We start from the raw sequence: 21,231 nt of genomic DNA, 5'->3' as shown, positions 1-21,231 counted from the left end.
CATGCGTCTTTTGGATATCGTTCTGCTTCTCAACGCGCTCTGGTTCGTCGGCGCGTTCATCCAGTTCAGCATCGCGCAAGCCAACACGCTGAAGATATTGCTGCCGCGGGAAGAGCGTAGCAATCCGATCGCGCCGACCCTGGCGGCCAGCGTCGCATTCCTCGGCGGGATGAACCTGCCGATCGGGCTGCTGTCGTTCTATCTTCTGGCCGCGCGTCCGATTTTCTTCCAGCCGCTGCAGGCGCAGCTGGTGCTGTTCCTGTTCTTCTCTGCCTGCCACTTCAGCCAGTTCGCCTACAACATTCCGGTGCTGATGCGCGGCGGACGCGTCGGGGTCGCTTACTGGCCCGTGTTGAAGGGCCCGATGCTCCGGATATTCGTCATCGATGCGGCGCTGTTCGCGGCCAATCTCGGCGTGGCGCTCCAGCTCGCGTTCTCGTCCTGATTATCGCGACGGCGTCGAGAGGGCGGCCCGCAGCATCGCGGCGAGATCCTTGCGCCGGAACGGCTTTGTCAGAATGCGGGCGTCGCCGACCCCGTCGGGTGTCTTGACCGGATCCTGGGTGTAGCCGGAGGTGAAGAGCACCTTGAGCCCGGGCCGCAGCGCCGTTGCTTGCCGTGCAAGCTCCGGCCCGAACATGCCGCCGGGCATCACGACGTCGGTGAACAGCAAATGGATATCCCCGCGCTGGCGCAACAAGTCCAGCGCCGCGGGACCGTTCGAGCGCGCGATGACGCGGTAGCCGAGCGCCTTCAGTTCGTTCTCGACATAAGCCCGCACCATGTCGTCGTCCTCGACGACGAGAATGGTCTCGCTGCCATCGGGGGCTGCGATCTGCTCTGCTGGTAACGGATCCTCGGCCGGCGGCGTTGCAAGACGGGGAAAGAACAGCCTGACCACGCTGCCGTGTCCCGGTTCGGACTGCATCTGCACCAGGCCGCCGGACTGTCGCACGAAGCCGTAGACCATGCTGAGGCCGAGCCCGGTGCCCTTGCCGACCTCCTTGGTGGTGAAGAACGGCTCGAAGGCGCGGCTCGCCACCTCGGGGGTCATGCCGGTGCCGGTGTCGGCCACGGCCACCATGACGTAGTCGCCCGGCCGCGGTTCGCCGTTGACGTCGAGGTCGGATTCGCCGAGCGAGGTGTTGCGCGCCTCGACCGTCAGCTTGCCGCCCTCGGGCAAAGCGTCGCGCGCGTTGAGCACGAGGTTGAGCAGGGCGGTCGCCAGCTGGCCGGGATCGACGCTGGTCATCCACAGATCCGCATCGAGCGAAAAAGTGCACTCGATATGCTCGCCCAGCGACCTGCGCAGCAACGGCTCCATGTCGAGCAGCTTGCCGGCGATGTCGATGTCGAGCGGCCTTAAGGGTTGCTTGCGCGCGAAGGCGAGCAGGCTGCGCGTCAGGTCGGAGCCGCGCTCGGCGGCGGTGGCGATGTCGCCGGCGATCCGGTGCAATTCCTTGTTGCCCGCCAGCTGGTCGGCCAGATGCTCCGAATTGCCGAGAATGACGGTCAGGAGATTGTTGAAATCGTGCGCCACGCCGCCGGTGAGCTGGCCCATGGCTTCCATCTTCTGCGATTGGCTGAGCTTCTGGTTGAGGTCGGCGATGGCGGCGCGTTGCTGCTGCAGCGATTCGGCGGTGTCGTTGAGGAGGGTCATCAGTCCGCCGAGCTCGCCCTCCGGATGGGGCGGCGGAATGCGCGCGCTGAGATCGCCGCGCCCGAGATTCTTCGCCATCGCGGCGAGCCGTCCGACCTGGCGCCCGACGCTTACGGTCGCAAGGATCCAGACCGCGGCCAGCAGCAGCAGCGAGGCCACCGCCAGGATCGCCAGGTCCTCATAGAGCCGGCGGTTCGCTGCCGAGACCAGCCCGTCCTTGGACCGTCCGACCAGGATGTAGAGACCGGCATCCCGCGTCGACGGCGAGCGGGCGGCGACACTCCAGACATGGGTGCGGCCCGCGCCATCGGTCAGCTCGTGGAAGGACTCCTGGTCGGGCGTTGCTGCGAAGCGGAACAGTTCGGTTCCCGCAATCGACCCGCCGACGGGCACGGACCAGCCTGCGCCCGAGGGAGCAACCAGAACCGTGCCCTTGCCGTCGACGAGCAGGACTTCCTTCTCGGCGAGCAGGCGCTTGTGGTGAAACTCCGCGAATTTGCGCAGGTTGAACGAAGCCAGCAGGATCAGCTTCAGCGTACCCGCGTCCGAGCGCACCGGATAAGCGATCTGGAGCACCGATATTCCGGTCAGCCGGCCGAACACCGGTTCGAGCACGACGCGGTTCGAGACCAGCGCCTGCTTGAAATAGGCGCGGTCCCGGAGATCGAGGCTGCGGTTGGTCCGCAGCGAGTCGCAGAACAGGCTGCCGTCGGGATCGATGGTCAATATCCCGGTGAACTGCGGGTATTCCTCGCGCACTTCCGACAGAAACGCCGAGCACGCCGCCTTGTCGCGCGTGTCGAGGTCGCGGGCACGGGCGAGACCATAGTGAAGCTGCGCGGTGCCCTGGATCTTCTCGTCCAGATCGCCTGCAATCTCGTCGGCCGCCGCCGCCAGATTGGTCAGGGCGGCGTTGATGTCGCTGCTGCGGTTCTGCATGAAGCGCAGGCCGACGAGGCCCGCCGGCACCAGCATGGCCGCGATGACGAGGATCAGTAGCCGGGTACGCAAGCTCATTGGTCGAATGGTCCGCTCTGGTCATCGCGCGTGGGGGCGGAGGTACAATTTGCGGCACCGCCCTCCGCTCCGTCCATAGGCATGGTGCCGAAAAGCGAGGAAAGATTTTGACGCACACGCTTGGCGGGTGGGCGACGCGGCGTTGCCGGCTCACCGCGATACCGTCGTTCCGCGGTCAACTTGCGCGTGCGCGCGGTGCGGGAGGGCGCTAATATCGAGGTCGCGTGCGACGGAGATCGCGCCGGCAAATGAGGAGGAAGCTGATGTCCATCTCGGGCAAGGTCGATCCGGTGGTGCGTCCCGTCGTGGCCACCGACATCGCCGAGGCGCTGGTCGAGGGCCTGCGCGACTTCCAGGCGCTGCCGCTCTACGGGCTTTGCTTCGGCGCGCTCTACGCCGCCGGCGGCATCGCCATCATGCTCTGCCTCACCGCCTTCGGCATGGTCTATCTGGTCTATCCCCTGGCTGCCGGTTTCGCGCTGATCGGCCCGTTCGTGGCGATCGGTCTCTATGAAGTCAGCCGCCGCCGCGAACGCGGCGAGCCGGTGTCGTTCGGTGCAATCTGGTCGGCGGTGCGCTCGCGCAGCGAAATCGGATGGATGGCCTTCGTCACGCTGTTCATGTTCGTGATCTGGATGTACCAGGTGCGGCTCTTGATCGCGCTGCTGCTCGGCCTGCATGCGTCGTTTTCGAGCCTGCAGGAATTCATGACGGTGGTACTAACGACCAACGAAGGCCTGCTGTTCCTCGCCATCGGCAACGCGGTCGGCGCCGTGCTGTCGCTGATCCTGTTCTCGCTGACCGTGGTGTCGTTTCCGCTGCTGCTCGATCGCGAGGTCGATTTCGTCACGGCGATGGTGACGAGCGTGCGTGCGGTGGTGACGAGCCCGCTGCCGATGATCGGCTGGGCCGCTGTGATCGTGATGCTGCTGATCGTCTCGGCGCTGCCGTACTTTCTCGGCCTGATCGTGACGCTGCCCGTGCTCGGGCACGCGACGTGGCATCTGTATCGGCGGCTGGTGGCGCCTGTGCCATAGTGTCCGCTGCCTTTCTTCCTTCTCCCCTTGTGGGAGAAGGTGGCGCGAAGCGCCGGATGAGGGGTTCTATCCGCGGGGACTAATGCGAGAGGGGCGCGCGTGGAGAGAGACCCCTCACCCGTCTCGCCGCTTTCGCGGCGAGCCACCCTCTCCCACAAGGGGAGAGGGGAAGAGGCCATAGCGACAGTGTTGATTGCCGCACCTACGGCGTCTTGATCCCCATCGCCTTCAGCGCATCCAGCATCCGCTGCGGCGGACCCATTTTCACCACCAGCGGCTTGCCGGTCTCGAGCACGCTCTTGAGGCTGGAGAGGATCGCCGGCCAACCCTGCCGGCCACCTGCAAGGATATCGTCGCTGAGCGGCCGGTCATGGCCTTCGCTCATGGTGAGACGGACCGCATCGCCGGCCTGTTCGATCTCATAGGTCACGAGCGTCGGGCCGAGCTTTTCGATCAGCTCCGGCCAGTTGACGTTGAAGGTGACGGAGAGCTTTCGCGGCGGGTCATATGCGAGAACCTCGCCGCTGATGTGCAGCGCGCCGTCAGGCGTGCGCACGATGAACGCGCCGCCAAGCCGCGGCTCGACTTCCACGGCATTGCCGAAGAAATACTGCTTGCTGAACTCCGCCGAGGTCAGCGCCTCCCACACCTTCTCAGGCGTGGAGGCGATGTAGATGGTGTAGACCGTGAGCGGCTTGAATTGATCGAGGTTCATTTTGCATCGAATCCCTTGTTCAGGGCTGCGCGCGGAATGCCGAGCAGCTTGCCGGTCTCGAGCAGGCTCTTGAGCTGGGACAGGATCGCCGGCCAGCCGTTGGAGACGGCGCCGAGATATTTGCCGCCCTCGACGAAGCCGTCATGCAGCACGGTCAAACGCACGAGCGAGCCGAACGGTTCGATGGTGAAGACGACGCGTGAGATCGGCTCGCCCCGAAGCTCTTCGAACTTGTGGTGCTTGAAGCTGTAGGACAGGCGCCGCGGCGGATCGGCCTCCAGAATCTCGCCGGAATCGGTGACCTCGCCGTCGAGCAGGAGCGCAAAGGGCGAACCGACCTTCCAGTCTGAGCGGACCTCGGCGCCGAACCAGTATTGCCTGGTGAACGCGCTCGACGTCAGCGCCTCCCACAGTTTCTCCGGAGTGGTCTCGATATAGCTCACATAGACGAATTGCGGCTTACTCATCGCGCTTCTCCAACTGGCGTTTCAACTCGCTGAGCGCGACGAGCTTGTCGCGCTCGAACTTCCTGATCCAGCGCTCGCCGATCTGATGGATCGGCACCGGATTGAGGTAATGCAGCTTCTCGCGACCATGTCTGATGGTCGTGACGAGGTTGGCCTCTTCGAGAATGACAAGGTGTTTTGTGACGGCCTGCCGCGTCATCGTGAGGCCTTCGCAAAGCTCGTTCAGCGTCTGGCCGTTCCTGGCGTGAAGCCTGTCCAAAAGCGAGCGTCGTGACGCGTCGGCGAGCGCTTTGAAGACCTCATCCATGGCAGCGATAATAGGCAACCAAATGGTTGCATGTCAAGATGGTGTCTTTGGGCCGCAGGATCGGCCGTGTTAGCCTTTCATCTCAGCCAACGCAGATTGGTTCCGGGAGGACATTGATGTTCCGTTGCGTCTTGACTGCCGCAGGCCTCGCTCTTTTCGCCTGCAGCACCGTCGCCTACGCCCAGAAGCAGACCATCGGCGCGCCGCCGGAAGCTTCCAACATGAAGCTGGTCGGCACCAACGACCTCCAGGCGCGCAGCGCCTATCAGCCGACAATCCATCATCAGGGCGATCGCTGGATCGCCTATATCGGCCATCACGGCGGCACCGACGATGCGCCCGCGCCCGTCAATCCGATGACGGGGCAGGCGGAGCCGAACGGAACCTCGATCGTCGACGTCACCGATCCCGCGCGTCCAAAATATCTGCGCCACCTGCCGGGGCAGGAAGGCAAGTATGAATCCGGCGGCGCGCAGATGGTGCGGGTCTGCGACGGCAAGACCTTGCCGAAGGGCGACCCGAATGCAGTCTACATGCTGCGCACCTTCGGCGGCGAGGCGCATGAGATCTGGAACGTCACCGATCCCGCCAGCCCCGTGCTCATCACGCGCATCGCTGGCCTGAAGGACACGCACAAGAGCTGGTGGGAATGCGACACCGGCATCGCCTTTCTGGTCTCGGGCGCGCCGGAGTGGCGGACGCGCCGCATGACGCAGGTCTATGATCTCTCCGATCCCGCGCATCCGCAGAAGATCCGCGACTTCGGCCTGCCGGGCCAGGAGCCCGGCTCGACCGGCGCGGTGCCGACCGAATTGCACGGGCCAATCTCGACCGGGCCGAACGGCAACCGCGTCTATTTCGGCTACGGCACCAACAAGGGCGGCATTTTGCAGATCGTCGATCGCGAGAAGCTCCTGACCGGGCCGAAGGAGCCGACAGCGGACAATCTCCGCTTTCCCGAGATTTCACGAATGCCGATGTCCGCCTTCAACGGCGCGCATACGACGTTCCCGATGCTCGACATGCCGGTCGCGGAGTTTTCCGAGGACAAGGACGGCAAGACGCGCGACATCGTCATGATCGTAGACGAGGCGATTTTGAACGAATGCGGCGAGGCGCGGCAGATGGTGTGGTTCGCCGACGTCACCACCGAGACACGGCCGATGATGATCTCGAGCTACACCGTGCCGGAGGCGAGTGGGCAGTTCTGCCAGCGCGGCGGTCGGTTCGGCTCGCATTCGTCGAACGAGAGCATGGCGTCGGTCTATTACAAGAAGATGGCCTTCATCGCCTTCTTCAATGCCGGCGTGCGCGCGCTCGATATCCGCGATCCCTATCACCCGAAGGAAGTCGGCTATTTCATCCCGGCGATCACGGCGGCGACCGACAAGCGCTGCATTCCCGTCGAGGGCGGCGAGCGCTGCAAGGTCGCGATCCAGACCAACAATGTCGAGACCGATGATCGCGGCTACATCTACATCGTCGACCGCGCCAATACCGGCTTGCACATTCTCGAACTGACCGGTCCCGCGCGCGCTGTGGCCGGTCTGCCGAGGAACTGACGATGCGGCGCGCGGCAACCATGCTGATGGCGGTGATCGCTCTCGGCGCGGTATCGAACCTGCGTGCCTCCGAGATGCCACGCGCCGGGGGCTGGCGGGAGATCGCGTGGTCGTTTCCCCGCGACGGCTGGCCCGCGGGCCGGGCGTTCCGCTGTATCGCCGGCGGATGCGATGGTGCCGAGCTCTACATTCGCGCCAAGCGCGGCTTCTGCAACTGCGACACCGGTGTTGCCGATGACGACGAAGTCGATCGCGTTACCGACATCGACCTGATCAGTCCGCGCTTTGTCCCCGCAGGGCCAGGGCACGCCGTGGGCGTCGCCGCCATGCTGGGGCGCATCAGGCTCTACGACCTCGACATGCCCGATGGCGCCCGCCACGCCGCTACCGGCCTCGCGCTGTCGCGCCGCTGCGATTTGCTCGTCGCAGTGGCGCAAGGCGCGGGCGAGGCGAACGCCGTGCAGAGCGCGGCGCTGGTATTTCTGGAAACGGAGGAGATGACGCGATGGATGGCCGAAGCATTGGATGGTCGGTGATGTTGGTGCGCCCGCTTCCACATTCTCCGCTGTCATCCCCCGCGGCTCTCCGCTGTCATCCCCCGCGAAGGCGGGGGATCCGGTATTCCAGAGACGAATGTGGGATGCGGAGAGGCCGCGGCGTACTGGATACCCCGCCTTCGCGGGGTATGACGGCTGTGATTGAGGAGCCTTCCGTTCCCGCCCCTCCCATGCATTAATACCTCCAAATCACCCTCAGCCGAGTCCCGCCCATGATGTCCATGCAAGCCTATCTCGCCTTCGTCGCCGCCTGCATTGCGCTGGCATTGCTGCCGGGTCCGATCGTCACCCTGGTCATCGCCAATGGGCTGCGCCATGGCACGCGTGCGGCGCTGACCAACGTTGCCGGCGCGCAAGCCGGTCTTGCCATCGTCATCGGCATCGTCGCGATCGGCCTGACCTCGCTGATGGCGACCATGGGCTACTGGTTCGACTGGGTGCGCTTTGCCGGCGCGGCCTATCTGGTCTGGCTCGGCATCAGGCTGATCTGGGCGCCGGTCGAGGGCGTCGATGTCGACGAGCCGCCGGCCCCGCCCCGCGGCGGGTTTTTCCTGCAGGGCTTCCTGGTGCTGCTGTCGAACCCGAAGGTGCTGGTGTTCTTCGGCGCCTTCATCCCGCAGTTCATGGACATGAGCCAGCCGCACTTTCCGCAAGTCGCGCTGCTGGGCATAACCTTCATGGTCACGGCCGTGATGACGGACGCGCTCTACGCCATCGCTGCCGGGCGCGCGCGAAAATTCTTCTCGGCCCGTCGTACCCGGATGATGTCGCGCATCTCCGGCGGCTTCATGATCGGCGGCGGTATCTGGCTGGCGCTGACCCGGGCGAAATGAGCTGACATCGGTTGAACCTTTGGCAGTGGCGGTGCGTCCAAGGAAGCATTGCCGCTGACCCAAGGATTTTGACCGTGCCGAATTTGCCTCCGCTCGTTTACGCGATGCTGCTTGCGCCGCTCGCGCTCATCCTGATTGCCGCAATTGTCAAGACCTGGCAGGCGCGTGAGGCGCGAAGCTGGCCGCAAGCCGCGGGCAAGGTCATCACCTCGGTCGCCGAGGTGCGCGAGGTCAAGGTGTCCGATGACGAGCGCGAGGACGGCTATCGCACCGAGAGCCGCAACTTCGCCAACGTCACCTACGAATATTCGGTCGGCGGTCGCAAGCTGCGCTGCAACCGCATCTCGATCGGCGAGGACCTCGGCAATTTCCAGGTCGCCGAGAAGCTCGCGAAATATCCGGCCGGCAGCATCGTCACCGTCTACTACAATCCGCGGCATCCGGATCAGGCGGTGCTGGAGCGTGATCTGCCCAAGGGGCTGTGGGGCTGCCTCGGCATCGGCTCGGCGATCGTGCTCGCCATCATCTTCGGCTCGGTGTTCGGCCTCAACCAGAGCTACCAATATCTCGCCCATCACATCGGCCGGCCCGATCTTGCGGGCCTCGTCGTCGCTTTCGGTGCGTTCGGCCTCGTCATCGGGCTGATGGCGTGGGCCGTGCAGCGGCAGGCGTCGATGGCGACGCGCTGGCCGGTCGTGCCGGGCACGATCAAGCTGTCGGGCATCGAGGAGTATCACGAGGCCAGCGAGCCGGGTGAGGCGCGCGGCCTCGAGATGTTCGGCAAGCGCGTGACCTACACCTATCGCTATCAGAACATCAGCTACACCAATGAATGCGCGCGCGTCGCGGCCGAAACGCCTGCTGCCTCCGACGAGATGCTGAAGAAGCTGATGTCGCGCTACCAGGACGGTGCGAACGTCGAGGTCCGCGTCAATCCCGACAATCCGGCCGAAGCCACGTTAGATGCCCGCGGCGACGGCCGCATGGCCTACGTGCTGTGGGGCATCGCCGCGATCTTCGCCGCGCTGGCGCTGTTCGTGGCAACGCGCGGCGGTTGAGATCGTCCTCAGCAGCTTCGCCGCACTCCGCCGCGCTCCCTCCCCCCTTGCGGGGGAGGGCGGGGGAGAGGGGTAGCCCAGCAAAGATTGTATCCGTCGTCGAGAAGAATTCTTGCACTCACGAGAGAGTGTGCCGTGTGGCACCCCTCTCCCTAACCCTCCCCCGCAAGGGGGAGGGAACGCAGTGTGCGATGTGGTGGCGCTTCGGCCTACACCAGCAACTCAGCCCGCAGCTCCACCTCGATCTCCGCGAAGACCCTGGCCAGCCGCTCCGCCCATTGCTGCTGGCCGGACTGGTCCGCGATCAGATCCTGGCGGATCTCGATGCCGGTGTTGACGAGGCCGCGGGCTTCGCCGTGGACGGGGATGGTGTAGTCGGTGAGGTCGCTCACCGCATAGGGCTCGTTGTCGCCCACGACGAGATCGCCCTGGCTACGAAGATGCTTCACCAAGAGCCGCGGCAACACGGGGTCGCGATTGTACAGCGCGCCGATGTGCCAGGGCCGCGCGACGCCGGCATAAACCGGCGTGAAGCTGTGCAGCGACACCAGCACCGTCGGCCGCTTGTCGTGCAGGCGGCGGCCGATCGTCGTGTCGATGCGGTGATGATAGGGCTCGAAGATCTCGCGCCGCCGCGCCGCGCGCTCGGCGTCTGAGATGGCCTCGTTGCGGGGGATCGTGGTTGCCTCTGATATCACCGGGATCGAGCTGGCCGCGCCGGGAGGACGGTTGCAGTCGATCACGAGTCGTGAATAGCGCTGCGCGATCAGATGCGCATCGAGCATTCTGGCGAGGCGCTCGGCGACGCCGGCAATGCCGATATCCCAGCCGATATGCCTGACAAGCTCGCTCTCGGGAATGCCGAGATCGCCGAGCGCGCGCGGCAGCGCCCGTCCGTAGTGATCGGAGGTGAGCAGGAAGGGCGATGTGCCTTCTGCATTCGCCTCATGCACTGGCGGAATGTCACCCTCGCCGAGCAGTTGATCGGCCGCGCCGGCTGTGTCTAAAGCCATCCTGATTGCCTATGGAAAATGCAGTCACCCCGAAAATTGGGCAGGAATCGGTATAGATTGGTCTGCCCAAAATCACCATGATTGCCGGACGATGCCGCTGCTCACGATTCATCACAAGACCGAATATCGCTACAACCGCCCCGTGGCGTTCGGCGAACACCGCATCATGCTGCGTCCGCGCGACGGGCATGATTTGCGCGTGGTCGACAGCAGGCTCGAGATTTCGCCCGAGCCGATGTCGTTGCGCTGGATCCACGACGTTTTCGGCAACTCGGTCGCGATCGCCAGTTTCGACGAGCGCGCGGACCATCTGACCTTCGACTGGCACGTCACGGTCGAGCACAATCCCGTCGACGAGTTCGCGCTGACCGCGGACGATGCCGCCTATTTCTACCCGTTCGTCTATGACGACGAGGAGTTTGCCGATCTCGTCCAGTACATCACGCCGCAATATGCCGATCCCGACGGCGAGATCGGAGAGTGGGCGCGCGGCTTCCTCGACGAGGAGGCGCCGACGCCGACCTTCAAGATCCTGAGCGGCATGACGCACGCGATCCGCAAGCAGTTCAAGTACCGCAAGCGTCATGAGCCCGGCACGCAGCATCCGCTCGACACTTTGCAGTCGGGCACAGGAACCTGCCGGGACTATGCGCTGTTCATGATCGAGGCGCTGCGCCAGCTCGGCATCGCCGCGCGCTTCGTCTCGGGCTACATCTTCGTCCCCGAGGACATCGCGCAGCGCCATGTCGGCGGCGGCTCGACGCATGCCTGGGTGCAGGTCTATCTGCCGAGCGCGGGGTGGATCGAGTTCGATCCGACCAACGGCATCGTCGGCACCCGAGACCTCATCCGCGTCGCGGTCGCCCGCGACCCGCGCCAGGCGATTCCGCTGCATGGCGTCTATATCGGCTCCGAAGAGGCCTTCGATGTCATGGAAGTGAACATCAAGGTGGTCTCGGACGACCAAGACAGCGACGCAGAGATGGAGGCAGAGGTTTCATAGATGGAGATCAAGGTCGGCTTCGAGATCACCTACACGGCGGTGCAGCCGACACCGATGGTGATCATGCTGAACATCCACCCCTCGCGACAAGCCGACATCATCGGCAAGGAGACGGTGGTTGCCGAGCCCGACGTTCCGATCCGCTTCTATCACGATAGTTTTGGTAATGTGTGCGGCCGCCTCATGGCGCCCGCCGGCGGCGTGACGCTGAAGGGCAGCGCGCTGGTGCGCGACAGCGGCCTGCCCGACGAGGTGATGCAGGGCGCGCAGCAGATCCCGATCGAGCAATTGCCGAACGAGCTGCTGCTCTATCTGATGCCGAGCCGCTATTGCGAGACCGACAAGCTCACGGACATCGCCTGGTCGCTGTTCGCTAAGACGGAGCCCGGTTGGAATCGAGTCGCGGCGATCACCGCGTTCGTGCATCAGCATGTCACCTTCGGCTATGAGCACGCCCATCACATGAAGTCGGCGCACGACGTCTACGAGCAGAAGACCGGCGTCTGCCGCGACTTCGCGCATCTCGCCGTCGCGCTCTGCCGCTGCATGGGCATCCCCGCGCGCTACTGCACCGGCTACATGGGCGACATCGGCATCCCGCCCGAACCGTTCCCGATGGATTTCTCCGGCTGGTTTCAGGTCTGGCTCTCGGGCCAATGGTTTACCTTCGACGCCCGCCACAACATCCCCCGCATCGGCCGCATCCTGATGGCCACGGGGCGCGACGCCGCCGACGTTGCGCTATCGACGAGCTTCGGCCGGATGGAGCTGAAGAAGTTCGTGGTGGTGAGCGACGAGGTGGTCGGCGCGGATGTGGCGAAGGCGGGGTGAGGGGGGCGCGACGCGCTTGTGTGAGGGAGTAGGGCGCAATACCTCCTCGTCGTCGTCCTGGTGAAAGCCAGGACCCATTACCCCGACTGTTCGTGTTGCGCACCGCTCTGGCCATCATCGTGCCCATTCCCGCTTTCGGTGGTTATGGGTCCTGGCTTTCGCCAGGACGGCGGCGCGTTTGTAGCGCTGTCGTTCCGCGTCAATCGCAGCTATAGACCCCCCATGACCTCCAACCGTCTCTTCGTCTACGGCACCCTGATGCGCGGCTTCGACCATCCGATGGCGCGGCTGCTGGCGCAGCACGCGGACTTCATCGGTGAAGCGACCTGCCGCGGCCGGCTGTTCCTGATCAAGCATTATCCGGGATTGCTGCTGTCGGATGCTTCCTCCGACCTCGTCCATGGCGAGCTCTTCCAGCTGCGCGTGGCCGACGAGCTGCTGCGCGAGCTCGACATGTATGAAGCCTGCGGCGAAGGCTTTCCCGAGCCGACCGAATATCTGCGTGAGCTGATCGACGTGACGCTGCCGGACGGCACATCCGAGAAGGCCTGGACCTACATCTACAACTGGCCGGTCACCGATCTGCCCCGCATCGCGTCGGGACGCTTCCTTGACCATTAGAGCGCAGCTGCGGATTTCACCTTTCCCCGCTTGCGGGGAGAGGTCGGATCGCTCTTGCGATCCGGGTGAGGGGGTACAGGTCGCTCGGCAGTCGTACGTGTGGAGAGAGAGGCCCCTCACCCCAACCCTCTCCCCGTAAGAACGGGGCGAGGGGGCGCACCGTCACCGCGGTACTAAGCCGACAGCACTTCCTTCACCACGCGCACATCGACCTCGCGCTCGACATAGCTCCATTCCTCGGTCTGCCTGAGCATCGCCACCAGTTCCTCGAACAGCGAGGCATCCGCGGGGGCGTATTCGAACCAGGTCAGGAAATCGAAGGGCTCGCCGAGGTCGCGGCAGTGATAGAGCTGGCGTGCGATGGCGGGCAGGAAGCGCAGGCTGCTGGCGATGTGGTGCGACCTGTCCTCGAAGATTTTTCGACGCTCCTCCTGAGTCAGATCCCACCAGGCCTGCGACTTGCGGATCGGGATCAGCGCCGCGCTGGTGGCTTCCACCCGGCCGAGCCCGGCCTGCACCGCGACGAGTTGCTCCTTCTCGGGCCGCTCGGTGTAGCGCAGGCTGCTGGCAACGCCGACCAGCCGCCAGGCATTGCGCGAGGGTACCAGCGGCAACGAGACCGCGTCGCTGTCGGTGACCGACAGCGCCGGCATGAAGGGCAGGGGCTCGCCCGTCACCGATGAAATCGAGGTGACGCGCCAGCCCCCGCTGTGGCCGCCTCGAAAGGTCCTGAACATGGCGATATGGAAGCGTGGAACCGGGCGCGGTTCAAGTGGCTCTGTCTGGTCATTCCGGGGCGCGCCACTTGGCGCGAACCCGGAATCCATTTCTCCGAGCATCCCGGCGGCGCCATGGATTCCGGGCTCGATGCTTTCGCATCGCCCCGGAATGACGGGGAGATGACGGAAGCCCTGTGAATAGGTCGAATAACCCGGATAACCCGCCTAAACCTGACTTTTGGTGAGGCTGCACCTATATCCCTGATCCTTCGCCCGACTCACCCCGGTTCGCGCTAGACAGAGCCCATGCGCTTCACGCCCCAATTCCTTGACGAGCTTCGTGCCCGGCTTTCGGTCTCCGAAGTCGTGGGCAAGCGCGTCAAGCTGAAGAAGGCAGGAAGGGAGTGGAAGGGGCTGTCGCCGTTCCAGCAGGAGAAGACGCCGTCCTTCTACGTCAACGACCAGAAGGGCTTTTACCACGACTTCTCCTCTGGCAAGCACGGCGACATCATCAATTTCGTGATGGAGACCGACGGCCTGCCTTTCGCCGAGGCCGTGGAGCGGCTCGCGAACATGGCGGGCCTGCCGCTGCCGGCGGTGACGCCCAACGCGGCACGCGAGGAGCAGCGGCGGCGCTCGCTGCATGACGTCATGGATCTCGCCGCAAAGTATTTTGCGGAGACGCTGGCCTCGCGCGTCGGCGCGAAAGCGCGCGGCTATCTCGCCGACCGCGCCATCTCGCCGGCAACGCAATTGCAGTTTCGCCTCGGCTACGCCTCGCCCGATCGCTTCGCGCTGAAGGAGCATCTCGGCAAGCTCGGAATCTCCGCCGACGACATGGTCGAGACCGGGCTGCTGGTGGCCGGCAACGACATTCCCGTTCCTTACGACCGTTTCCGCGATCGCGTGATGTTTCCGATCACGGATCTGCGCGGCCGCGTCATCGCCTTCGGCGGGCGCGCGCTGGAGAAGGACGTCCCGGCAAAATACCTGAACTCGCCGGAGACGCCGCTCTTCCACAAGGGCGACAATCTCTACAACCACCAGACCGCGCGCAAAGCCACGCATGACGGCGCATCGCTGATCGTGGTCGAAGGCTATGTCGACGTCATCGCCATGGTCACCGCGGGCTTTGCAGGAGCCGTCGCGCCGCTCGGCACCGCGCTGACCGAAAGCCAGCTCACCCTGCTCTGGAAGATGGCGGACGAGCCGATCCTCTGCTTCGACGGCGACCGCGCCGGACAGAAGGCGGCTTATCGTGCTGCGGACCTTGCCTTGCCCTTCCTCGCGCCCGGAAAGAGTCTTCGCTTTGCGCTGCTGCCGGAAGGGCAGGACCCCGACGATCTCGTGCGCTCCGGTGGGCGCGGCGCGATGGAAGAGGTGATTGCGGCCGCGCGTCCGCTCGCCGACATGCTTTGGTCGCGCGAACTCGAAGGCGGCAATTTTGCCACCCCGGAGCGTCGCGCGGCGCTGGAAGCGCGCATCAAGGAATTGTCCAATGGCATCCGCGACGAGGTGGTGCGGCGCTATTACCGCGACGATTTTGTCGAGCGGCTGCAGCGCACCTTCGCGCCCGAAGGCGGCCGCGGCGGCTTTGGCGGCCGCGGCAATTTCCGCCCCGGTCAGGGCGGCCGGCCGTTCCAGCCGCGGGGCGGGGGTGGTGCGAATCGATTCGGGGCCCAAGGATTTGGCGGCGGCCGCCGCGGCGCCCCCGGTCCGACCCTGCTGCCCTCCGGTCCCTATCAGGCGGCGAGCCCCCAGCTGGCGGCGAGCCCGATCATGCGCGGACAGCGGGGCGCCATTTCCCGCCGGGAGGCCCTGATCCTGCAATGCCTGATCAACCACCCCTGGCTGCTGCACGACCATCTCGAGGAGGTGGCCGCCCTGGAGATCGCCCATCCCGAGGCCCACAAGCTCCGGGCCGCCATTATCGGCGCCTTCGTCAACGACCATTACCACTCGCCGGATCCCGAGGAGCAGGCCGAGAAGATGCGCGGCGACCTCGCGATAGGTGGATTTTCTCAAGTTCTTCAAAGAGTTGAAGGCGCCATCACCACCGCGGCGGTGTGGGGCGCCCGCGAGGGGGCCGCTAGGGACGACGTTCTTGCCACCTGGCATCAGCTGGTTGCCTTGCATCGGCAATGGCATTCACTACTTAGAGAGCTGAAGGACGCCGAGCTGGCCTTGGGGGAGGACCCCAGCGAGGCCAATTTGGCATGGCTGCGTGACGTCAAGGCCCGTATGGCCGAAGTCGACGGTACCGAGGCCCTGATCGAGGGTTTTGGCGAACTGTCGGGTCGGGTCCAGAAGAGCGTGTGACGAAAGAATCATGCGGACGGCCGTGGCCGGAACCGCTAAAAGACTCGCCAAATCCAAGGTTTGGCGGCAAAAACAGGGTTAATCGAGGCTTAACGGTCTTGTAGCACTTTGGCCCGGAGGCGGCCGCAGGCAGAACAGACGCGTCAGGAATGAATCCGCGCAATAGCTGTTGGCACTACACCTGCATCCGCCGCGACAAAGAGGCTCACGAAGCGTTAGGCAATTCCGGCGAGAGAGAGTTGGGGGTGGCGAGAGACATGTGCGCCGCCCTTTCCGTGTCGAGAGCTGCCGAAGCGAGAGCGACGAGCAACAGGTTCAAGTGAATTCACGCGAGCGCGGCGAACGTCTCGCATGAAGCGCGTTTAGGAGCAATGGATGGCCACCAAGGCAAAGACGCTGCAGGCGAAGGACAAGGAAAAAGACGACAAGGCAGCGGATGCTCCCGAGAAGGATTCCCAGGACGCGCCGTCTCCCTTGCTCGATCTGTCCGACGCGGCAGTGAAGAAGATGATCAAGCAGGCCAAGAAGCGCGGCTTCGTGACCTTCGATCAGCTCAACGAAGTCCTGCCGTCCGACCAGACCTCGCCCGAACAGATCGAGGACATCATGTCGATGCTCTCGGACATGGGCATCAACGTCACCGAAGCCGACGACAGCGAAGGCGAGGAGGACAAGGACGAGGGCGGCGAGGACGAGACCGACAACGAACTCGTCGAGGTCACCCAGAAGGCCGTCACCGAGGTCAAGAAGAGCGAGCCGGGCGAGCGCACCGACGATCCCGTGCGCATGTATCTGCGCGAGATGGGCACGGTCGAGCTGCTCTCTCGCGAAGGCGAAATCGCGATCGCCAAGCGCATCGAGGCCGGCCGCGAGGCGATGATCGCAGGTCTTTGCGAAAGCCCGCTGACCTTCCAGGCCATCATCATCTGGCGCGACGAGCTCAACGAAGGCAAGATCTTCCTCCGCGACATCATCGATCTCGAAGCGACCTATGCCGGTCCCGACGCCAAGGGCGGCATGAACACCGCGATGATCGGCGGCCCCGCCGGCGAGAACGGCGAAGCCTCGGCTGAGGGCGGCGAGGCTGCAGCCGCGACCGGCGCTGCGCCCGCGCATGTCGCCCCGCCCGCAGCTCCGCCGTCGCCGACCCCGTTCCGCGCCGCGCCCGCCGCCGGCAATGGCGAAGCCGAGAAGGATCCGGGCGAGGCCGCCGCCGAAGCCGACATGGACGAGGACGACGAGTTCGAGAACCAGATGTCGCTCGCGGCGATCGAGGCCGAGCTCAAGCCGAAGGTCGTCGAGATCTTCGACAAGATCGCCGAGAGCTACAAGAAGCTGCGCAAGCTCCAGGAGCAGGACATCCAGAACCAGCTCGAGAGCACCTCGCACGGGCCCTCGCTGTCGCCGCACCAGGAGCGCAAGTACCGCAAGCTCAAGGACGAGATCATCGTCGAGGTGAAGTCGCTGCGCCTCAACCAGGCGCGCATCGATTCGCTCGTCGAGCAGCTCTACGACATCAACAAGCGCCTCGTCTCGCATGAGGGCCGCCTGATGCGCCTTGCCGACAGCCACGGCGTCGCGCGCGAGGACTTCTTGCGCAATTACACCGGCTCGGAGCTCGACCCGCGCTGGCTCAACCGCGTCTCGAAACTCTCGGCCAAGGGCTGGAAGAACTTCGTCCATCACGAGAAGGACCGCATTAAGGACCTTCGCCACGAGGTGCATCAGCTCGCCGCGCTGACCGGCCTCGAGATCGTCGAGTTCCGCAAGATCGTGCACTCCGTGCAGAAGGGCGAGCGCGAAGCACGCCAGGCCAAGAAGGAGATGGTGGAAGCCAACCTCCGTCTCGTGATCTCGATCGCCAAGAAGTACACCAACCGCGGCCTGCAGTTCCTCGACTTGATCCAGGAAGGCAACATCGGCCTGATGAAGGCGGTCGACAAGTTCGAGTACCGCCGCGGCTACAAGTTCTCGACCTACGCCACGTGGTGGATCCGGCAGGCGATCACCCGCTCGATCGCCGACCAGGCCCGCACCATCCGCATTCCCGTGCACATGATCGAGACGATCAACAAGATCGTGCGCACCTCGCGCCAGATGCTCAACGAGATCGGCCGCGAGCCGACCCCGGAAGAGCTCGCCGAGAAGCTCGGCATGCCGCTCGAGAAGGTCCGCAAGGTTCTCAAGATCGCCAAGGAGCCGCTGTCGCTCGAGACGCCGGTCGGTGACGAAGAGGATTCACACCTCGGCGATTTCATCGAGGACAAGAACGCGATCCTCCCGATCGACGCCGCCATCCAGTCGAATCTGCGCGAGACCACCACGCGCGTGCTCGCCTCGCTCACCCCGCGCGAAGAGCGCGTCCTGCGCATGCGCTTCGGCATCGGCATGAACACCGACCACACGCTGGAAGAAGTCGGCCAGCAGTTCTCGGTGACACGCGAACGCATCCGCCAGATCGAAGCCAAGGCGCTGCGCAAGCTGAAGCATCCGTCGCGGTCGCGGAAGCTGCGGTCGTTCCTGGATAACTAATCCGGATCGTCATGCCCGGGCCTGACCCGGGCATCCATCCAAACGAAAACGGCGGGCCGAAAGCCCGCCGTTTTTGTTTGTGCCAGGCTTGAAGCGATTTTCAGGCCAATTGATTTGCAGATATAGTTCGTGCGTGCTTCCGGTTTCGCTGGTACGCGTTCGAACTCCGGTATCAAAGCAAGAAGCTGAAGCCGCGAGATCAGGAAGGGTGAGCACTGCCGGAGTTGGATTGCATTAGGCTTGCTGTGATTCTGGATGATCGGTCCCTATCTCACCGTCTGGTACAACACCCGCTGCCCCGTCTGCGACGCCGGTATCGACTGGCAGCGCAACAAGCTGCTGGCGCTGGTGCGTGCGGGCACGGTCGAGTTCAAGGACATCAACGAGCAGCCGGACGCGCTGGCGCACTTTGGTGCTTCGCTCGATGACATCAGGCGCCGCCTGCATGCGACCGATGAGGACGGCGGGCTCATCGTCGGTGCGGATGTCGCGATTGCGCTGTGGAGGCTGACGCCGGGGGAGGGGTGGCTTGCGGCGCTGTTCGGCAATCGCGTGGCGCTGCCGTTCACGCGGTTCTTCTATGACCGGTTTGCCGATCTTCTGTTCGCCTGGAACAAGTGGAGCGGGCGCTGGTGAGCGCCTGCCGATGCCGACCTACTTCTTCTTCGCGCCGACCCGATCGAGGCTCTTGATTGCCAGCGGCGGGCGGCCGCTCTTCTCCGCGATCTCGCGGTCTTGCTCCATGATGAAGCTACGGGCGGGTTCGTCGCCGTCGAGGCCGCCGAGCAGCTCGGCGGGCACGCGGCGGTTGGAGCGCTGGGAGCCGTCTTCATAGACGACGTTGAAGAAGGCGAACTCGCCCTTGGGATTGGTTCCGGGTTTCTTGGCCATGGCGGCTTGTCGTCGATCAGGGCGCCGCAGTCAAATGGCTTTCGCGATTTTGGGCATGCAGCCGTGGTCTTGCGGAGGGCTCCGCGACATCGATCGGCGATATTTTCTTGCAGGAGGGAAGCTATTTGCACAAGGGAAGCGCCCAGCGCTTCGGAAGGTCCGATGCGAACCCTCAATAAACGGCGGGCCGCAAAGCCCGCCGTCTATTTTTGGTCTTCAGTGTCGCCCGGGGCTGGCAGGGCAACAACCTAAAATAGAAGACTATAGGTTGTGTCATGCCGTGGCAAGCCAAATCGTGAGCGCGTTGGTGTCGCAGCGAGCGCAGCGGAAATGCGGTGATCGTAAAGTTAAGTTCCGATGCACATCGAAGCAATTGTTTGGATCAGCAAATCACTTTGTTCATATTGGCGTTCTCGCAATGCAGCGGGCGTTGCACGCCCTGTAGAGAATTGCGTTCCGCTGCACGTCTTCCCGTCCACGTGCAGACCTACGGTTCCCTTGCGCAAGGGCGAGTTCCATCGCTGCAGTGGGTATCAGCGCGTGCGAGGGCGTTGCGTCACTTCCTGAACGGCGAGCCGCGATCCGTTGCCGCCACTGTGCTCACCATCATTCTCCTTCCGTCCCTGCGCCATGATCGCGCTGCCCATCGCTGCGGAACCGAAGGTGATGAGGAAGGAGGCGAGCAGCAGAACAAGCGCGATGCCGGGTGTACGGTCGGCGAAGATCAGCTCGCGCAGATGCCCGGGATTGAGCCAGAGCAGCCCGCCGACGAGCAGCACTGCTGCGCAGGCGCCGATCGCAAGGTTGATGGCGAGCAGGCGGAACAGCGGGATGCGAAAGAGGCGGGGTGATGTGGGCTTGGTATTGGGCATCGCTGATTGCCTCATGCTCGGCAGCGCGGCGAGAGCATCAACATTATAGCGGCAACTCTTTCATCCGTCATTCCGGGGCGCGACGAAGTCGCGAACCCGGAATCCATTCATCCACCAGCTCTGCCGCTCGATGGATTCCGGGTTCGCGCTATGCGCGCCCCGGAATGACGAGAGGAGGGCGCAGGCTCTCCCTCGCATGTTGCCCGCCTGGCGATGTTGATGCGCATCAAACTCGCTCACGGCGCCACCAGCTCCACCCGCCGGTTCAGCGCGCGGCCGGCATCCGTTGCATTCGAGCCGACCGGTGCCAGCAATCCGATGCCGGCGGTGCGCAGCCGTCCTTGCGCGATGCGAAAGCTCTTCACCAGCTCAGCGGCGACCGCTTCGGCGCGGCGCTTGGAGAGGTCGAGATTGTACTCATACGCACCCTGGCTGTCGGTGTGGCCGACGATGAAGACGCTCAGCTGCGGCTGGCTCGTGAGCAACTTTGCGATCTGCTCCAGCGTCGGGCGGCTTTCCGGCTTCAGCACCGCCTTGTCGGTGTCGAAATAGATGCCGTAGAGCGCGATGTGGCCGGTCTCACCAAGACCCTTCGCCATCGCGGCGGCATCGACCATCTTGTTTGCGATCGCGCCCAGCTCGGCGATGGTGACCTGCGCATAGACCTCCTGGTTGTTCTGGCTGACGAGGACGCTGGCATAGGTCTCGCGTCCGCCTTCGCTCTTGCGGTCGGCAAAATAGCGGTAGTTGAAGCCGTCGATCCACATCTGCGGGATCGGCAGCGTGTCGACGCTCTCGGTGAAGGGAATAGCGCCACAGGCCTCGGTTTCGCAGGCCAGCAAGGTCTCGAACCCGGCTTTTGCAAGCTGCGTCTCGAAATTGCGCGATACTTCCAGGATCGAGGGGCCGGGATTGGTGCGATAGGCGATGCGGACGATGCGGCCTTCGAGCCGGCGCGCGTCGGTCGGCTGGCCGTCCTTGAAGCTTGCTGCTTGCATCCGCGCCGCGTCAAAATCCTTCACGACATAGCCGGTGATGACGCTGCCGGCGAACCGGCCGATGCCGGGATAGTCGCGCGCGCCGGCGACATCGCGCGTCTGCGCGGCGGCGGCAGTGCAGGCGAGAAGGCAGACGAGGGCAGCAAGGGCGAGCGATCCGGGGTTCGTTTGCGGAGCGGGCATCGGCACTCTCTGTCGGTTGGGGGAAATGGGGGGCGC

Annotated in this window: 21 protein-coding genes; 12 read left to right on the top strand and 9 right to left on the bottom strand. The window is 64.4% G+C overall.

Translation table 11 applies throughout. The features are described from left to right. Position 1 precedes the first annotated feature (1 nt). Entirely contained in the window at positions 2-445 is a 444-nt protein-coding gene (locus tag JQ635_RS29180) for a hypothetical protein (protein ID WP_211413221.1), read from the top strand. Here the strand turns inward: JQ635_RS29180 and JQ635_RS29175 are convergent, their stop codons facing one another. After that, positions 446-2,677 carry an ATP-binding protein gene (locus tag JQ635_RS29175; RefSeq protein WP_211413220.1) on the bottom strand — a complete coding sequence of 744 codons (2,232 nt, stop codon included), beginning with the start codon at positions 2,675-2,677 and terminating at the stop codon, positions 446-448. 263 nt (positions 2,678-2,940) lie between these two features. Between JQ635_RS29175 and JQ635_RS29170 the strand changes: the two genes are divergently transcribed. Then, complete coding sequence (locus JQ635_RS29170; RefSeq protein WP_211413219.1) at positions 2,941-3,714, top strand: DUF2189 domain-containing protein; 774 nt, start codon at positions 2,941-2,943, stop codon at positions 3,712-3,714. 202 nt (positions 3,715-3,916) lie between these two features. Here the strand turns inward: JQ635_RS29170 and JQ635_RS29165 are convergent, their stop codons facing one another. From JQ635_RS29165 to JQ635_RS29155, 3 genes are read right to left on the bottom strand one after another with little or no spacing between them, the layout of a single operon-like run. After that, a complete protein-coding gene (locus JQ635_RS29165; RefSeq protein ID WP_211413218.1) occupies positions 3,917-4,429 on the bottom strand; it encodes an SRPBCC family protein in 513 nt (170 codons plus the stop codon). Continuing rightward, positions 4,426-4,896 (bottom strand): SRPBCC family protein, encoded by a 471-nt coding sequence (locus JQ635_RS29160; protein ID WP_211413217.1) that lies wholly within the window; start codon positions 4,894-4,896, stop codon positions 4,426-4,428. Before JQ635_RS29160 ends, JQ635_RS29165 begins: the two co-directional genes overlap by 4 nt. Beyond that, a complete protein-coding gene (locus JQ635_RS29155; protein ID WP_211413216.1) occupies positions 4,889-5,203 on the bottom strand; it encodes an ArsR/SmtB family transcription factor in 315 nt (104 codons plus the stop codon). The genes JQ635_RS29160 and JQ635_RS29155 overlap by 8 nt, the downstream gene beginning before the upstream one ends. A gap of 116 nt (positions 5,204-5,319) precedes the next feature. On the opposite strand from JQ635_RS29155, the gene JQ635_RS29150 reads away from it, so the two are divergent. From JQ635_RS29150 to JQ635_RS29135, 4 genes are all read left to right on the top strand, one after another. After that, positions 5,320-6,765: an LVIVD repeat-containing protein gene (locus tag JQ635_RS29150; protein WP_211413215.1), complete on the top strand. Its 1,446-nt coding sequence runs from the start codon at positions 5,320-5,322 to the stop codon at positions 6,763-6,765. Between the two features lie 2 nt (positions 6,766-6,767). Beyond that, positions 6,768-7,301: a hypothetical protein gene (locus JQ635_RS29145; protein ID WP_211413214.1), complete on the top strand. Its 534-nt coding sequence runs from the start codon at positions 6,768-6,770 to the stop codon at positions 7,299-7,301. Between the two features lie 233 nt (positions 7,302-7,534). Continuing rightward, on the top strand, positions 7,535-8,155 hold the full coding sequence (locus JQ635_RS29140; RefSeq protein WP_211413213.1) for a LysE family translocator: 621 nt from the start codon (positions 7,535-7,537) through the stop codon (positions 8,153-8,155). Positions 8,156-8,229: 74 nt separating this feature from the next. Further along, positions 8,230-9,213, top strand: a complete 984-nt coding sequence (locus tag JQ635_RS29135) for a DUF3592 domain-containing protein (protein ID WP_211413212.1) — start codon at positions 8,230-8,232, stop codon at positions 9,211-9,213. A gap of 209 nt (positions 9,214-9,422) precedes the next feature. On the opposite strand, the gene JQ635_RS29130 is transcribed toward JQ635_RS29135, so the two are convergent. Beyond that, positions 9,423-10,226: an N-formylglutamate amidohydrolase gene (locus JQ635_RS29130; RefSeq protein ID WP_211413211.1), complete on the bottom strand. Its 804-nt coding sequence runs from the start codon at positions 10,224-10,226 to the stop codon at positions 9,423-9,425. 91 nt (positions 10,227-10,317) lie between these two features. Between JQ635_RS29130 and JQ635_RS29125 the strand changes: the two genes are divergently transcribed. The 3 genes from JQ635_RS29125 (at position 10,318) to JQ635_RS29115 (ending at position 12,681) form a co-directional block, all read left to right on the top strand. Further along, complete coding sequence (locus JQ635_RS29125) at positions 10,318-11,229, top strand: transglutaminase family protein (protein WP_211413210.1); 912 nt, start codon at positions 10,318-10,320, stop codon at positions 11,227-11,229. Then, complete coding sequence (locus tag JQ635_RS29120; RefSeq protein WP_211413209.1) at positions 11,230-12,060, top strand: transglutaminase-like domain-containing protein; 831 nt, start codon at positions 11,230-11,232, stop codon at positions 12,058-12,060. It begins immediately after the preceding gene. Between the two features lie 222 nt (positions 12,061-12,282). After that, entirely contained in the window at positions 12,283-12,681 is a 399-nt protein-coding gene (locus JQ635_RS29115) for a gamma-glutamylcyclotransferase family protein (RefSeq protein WP_211413208.1), read from the top strand. 173 nt (positions 12,682-12,854) lie between these two features. On the opposite strand, the gene JQ635_RS29110 is transcribed toward JQ635_RS29115, so the two are convergent. Beyond that, the gene (locus JQ635_RS29110; protein WP_211413207.1) at positions 12,855-13,418 is read right to left on the bottom strand and encodes a chlorite dismutase family protein; all 564 of its coding nucleotides are present in this window, start codon (positions 13,416-13,418) and stop codon (positions 12,855-12,857) included. Between the two features lie 288 nt (positions 13,419-13,706). Here JQ635_RS29110 and dnaG point away from each other — a divergent pair, with 288 nt between their 5' ends. From dnaG to JQ635_RS29095, 3 genes are all read left to right on the top strand, one after another. After that, positions 13,707-15,719, top strand: coding sequence for a DNA primase (gene dnaG / locus JQ635_RS29105; RefSeq protein ID WP_211413206.1), 2,013 nt, complete (start codon positions 13,707-13,709; stop codon positions 15,717-15,719). Positions 15,720-16,094: 375 nt separating this feature from the next. After that, the gene (rpoD, locus tag JQ635_RS29100) at positions 16,095-18,251 is read left to right on the top strand and encodes an RNA polymerase sigma factor RpoD (RefSeq protein WP_211413205.1); all 2,157 of its coding nucleotides are present in this window, start codon (positions 16,095-16,097) and stop codon (positions 18,249-18,251) included. A 255-nt stretch (positions 18,252-18,506) separates the two neighbouring features. Continuing rightward, positions 18,507-18,887: a thiol-disulfide oxidoreductase DCC family protein gene (locus tag JQ635_RS29095; RefSeq protein WP_211413204.1), complete on the top strand. Its 381-nt coding sequence runs from the start codon at positions 18,507-18,509 to the stop codon at positions 18,885-18,887. Between the two features lie 18 nt (positions 18,888-18,905). Here the strand turns inward: JQ635_RS29095 and JQ635_RS29090 are convergent, their stop codons facing one another. The 3 genes from JQ635_RS29090 to JQ635_RS29080 all read right to left on the bottom strand — a co-directional run bounded on the left by JQ635_RS29090 (position 18,906) and on the right by JQ635_RS29080 (position 21,195). Beyond that, complete coding sequence (locus JQ635_RS29090; protein WP_211413203.1) at positions 18,906-19,142, bottom strand: hypothetical protein; 237 nt, start codon at positions 19,140-19,142, stop codon at positions 18,906-18,908. A 533-nt stretch (positions 19,143-19,675) separates the two neighbouring features. Continuing rightward, positions 19,676-20,014 (bottom strand): hypothetical protein, encoded by a 339-nt coding sequence (locus tag JQ635_RS29085; protein ID WP_211413202.1) that lies wholly within the window; start codon positions 20,012-20,014, stop codon positions 19,676-19,678. A gap of 236 nt (positions 20,015-20,250) precedes the next feature. Beyond that, complete coding sequence (locus JQ635_RS29080; RefSeq protein ID WP_211413201.1) at positions 20,251-21,195, bottom strand: OmpA family protein; 945 nt, start codon at positions 21,193-21,195, stop codon at positions 20,251-20,253. Positions 21,196-21,231 lie beyond the last annotated feature (36 nt).

This window comes from Bradyrhizobium iriomotense (genome assembly GCF_018130765.1).
In the GTDB taxonomy this organism is placed as follows: domain Bacteria; phylum Pseudomonadota; class Alphaproteobacteria; order Rhizobiales; family Xanthobacteraceae; genus Bradyrhizobium; species Bradyrhizobium iriomotense_A.
Note: the sequence above shows the minus strand (reverse complement) of the source record. Positions and strands in the feature narration are given on the sequence as shown.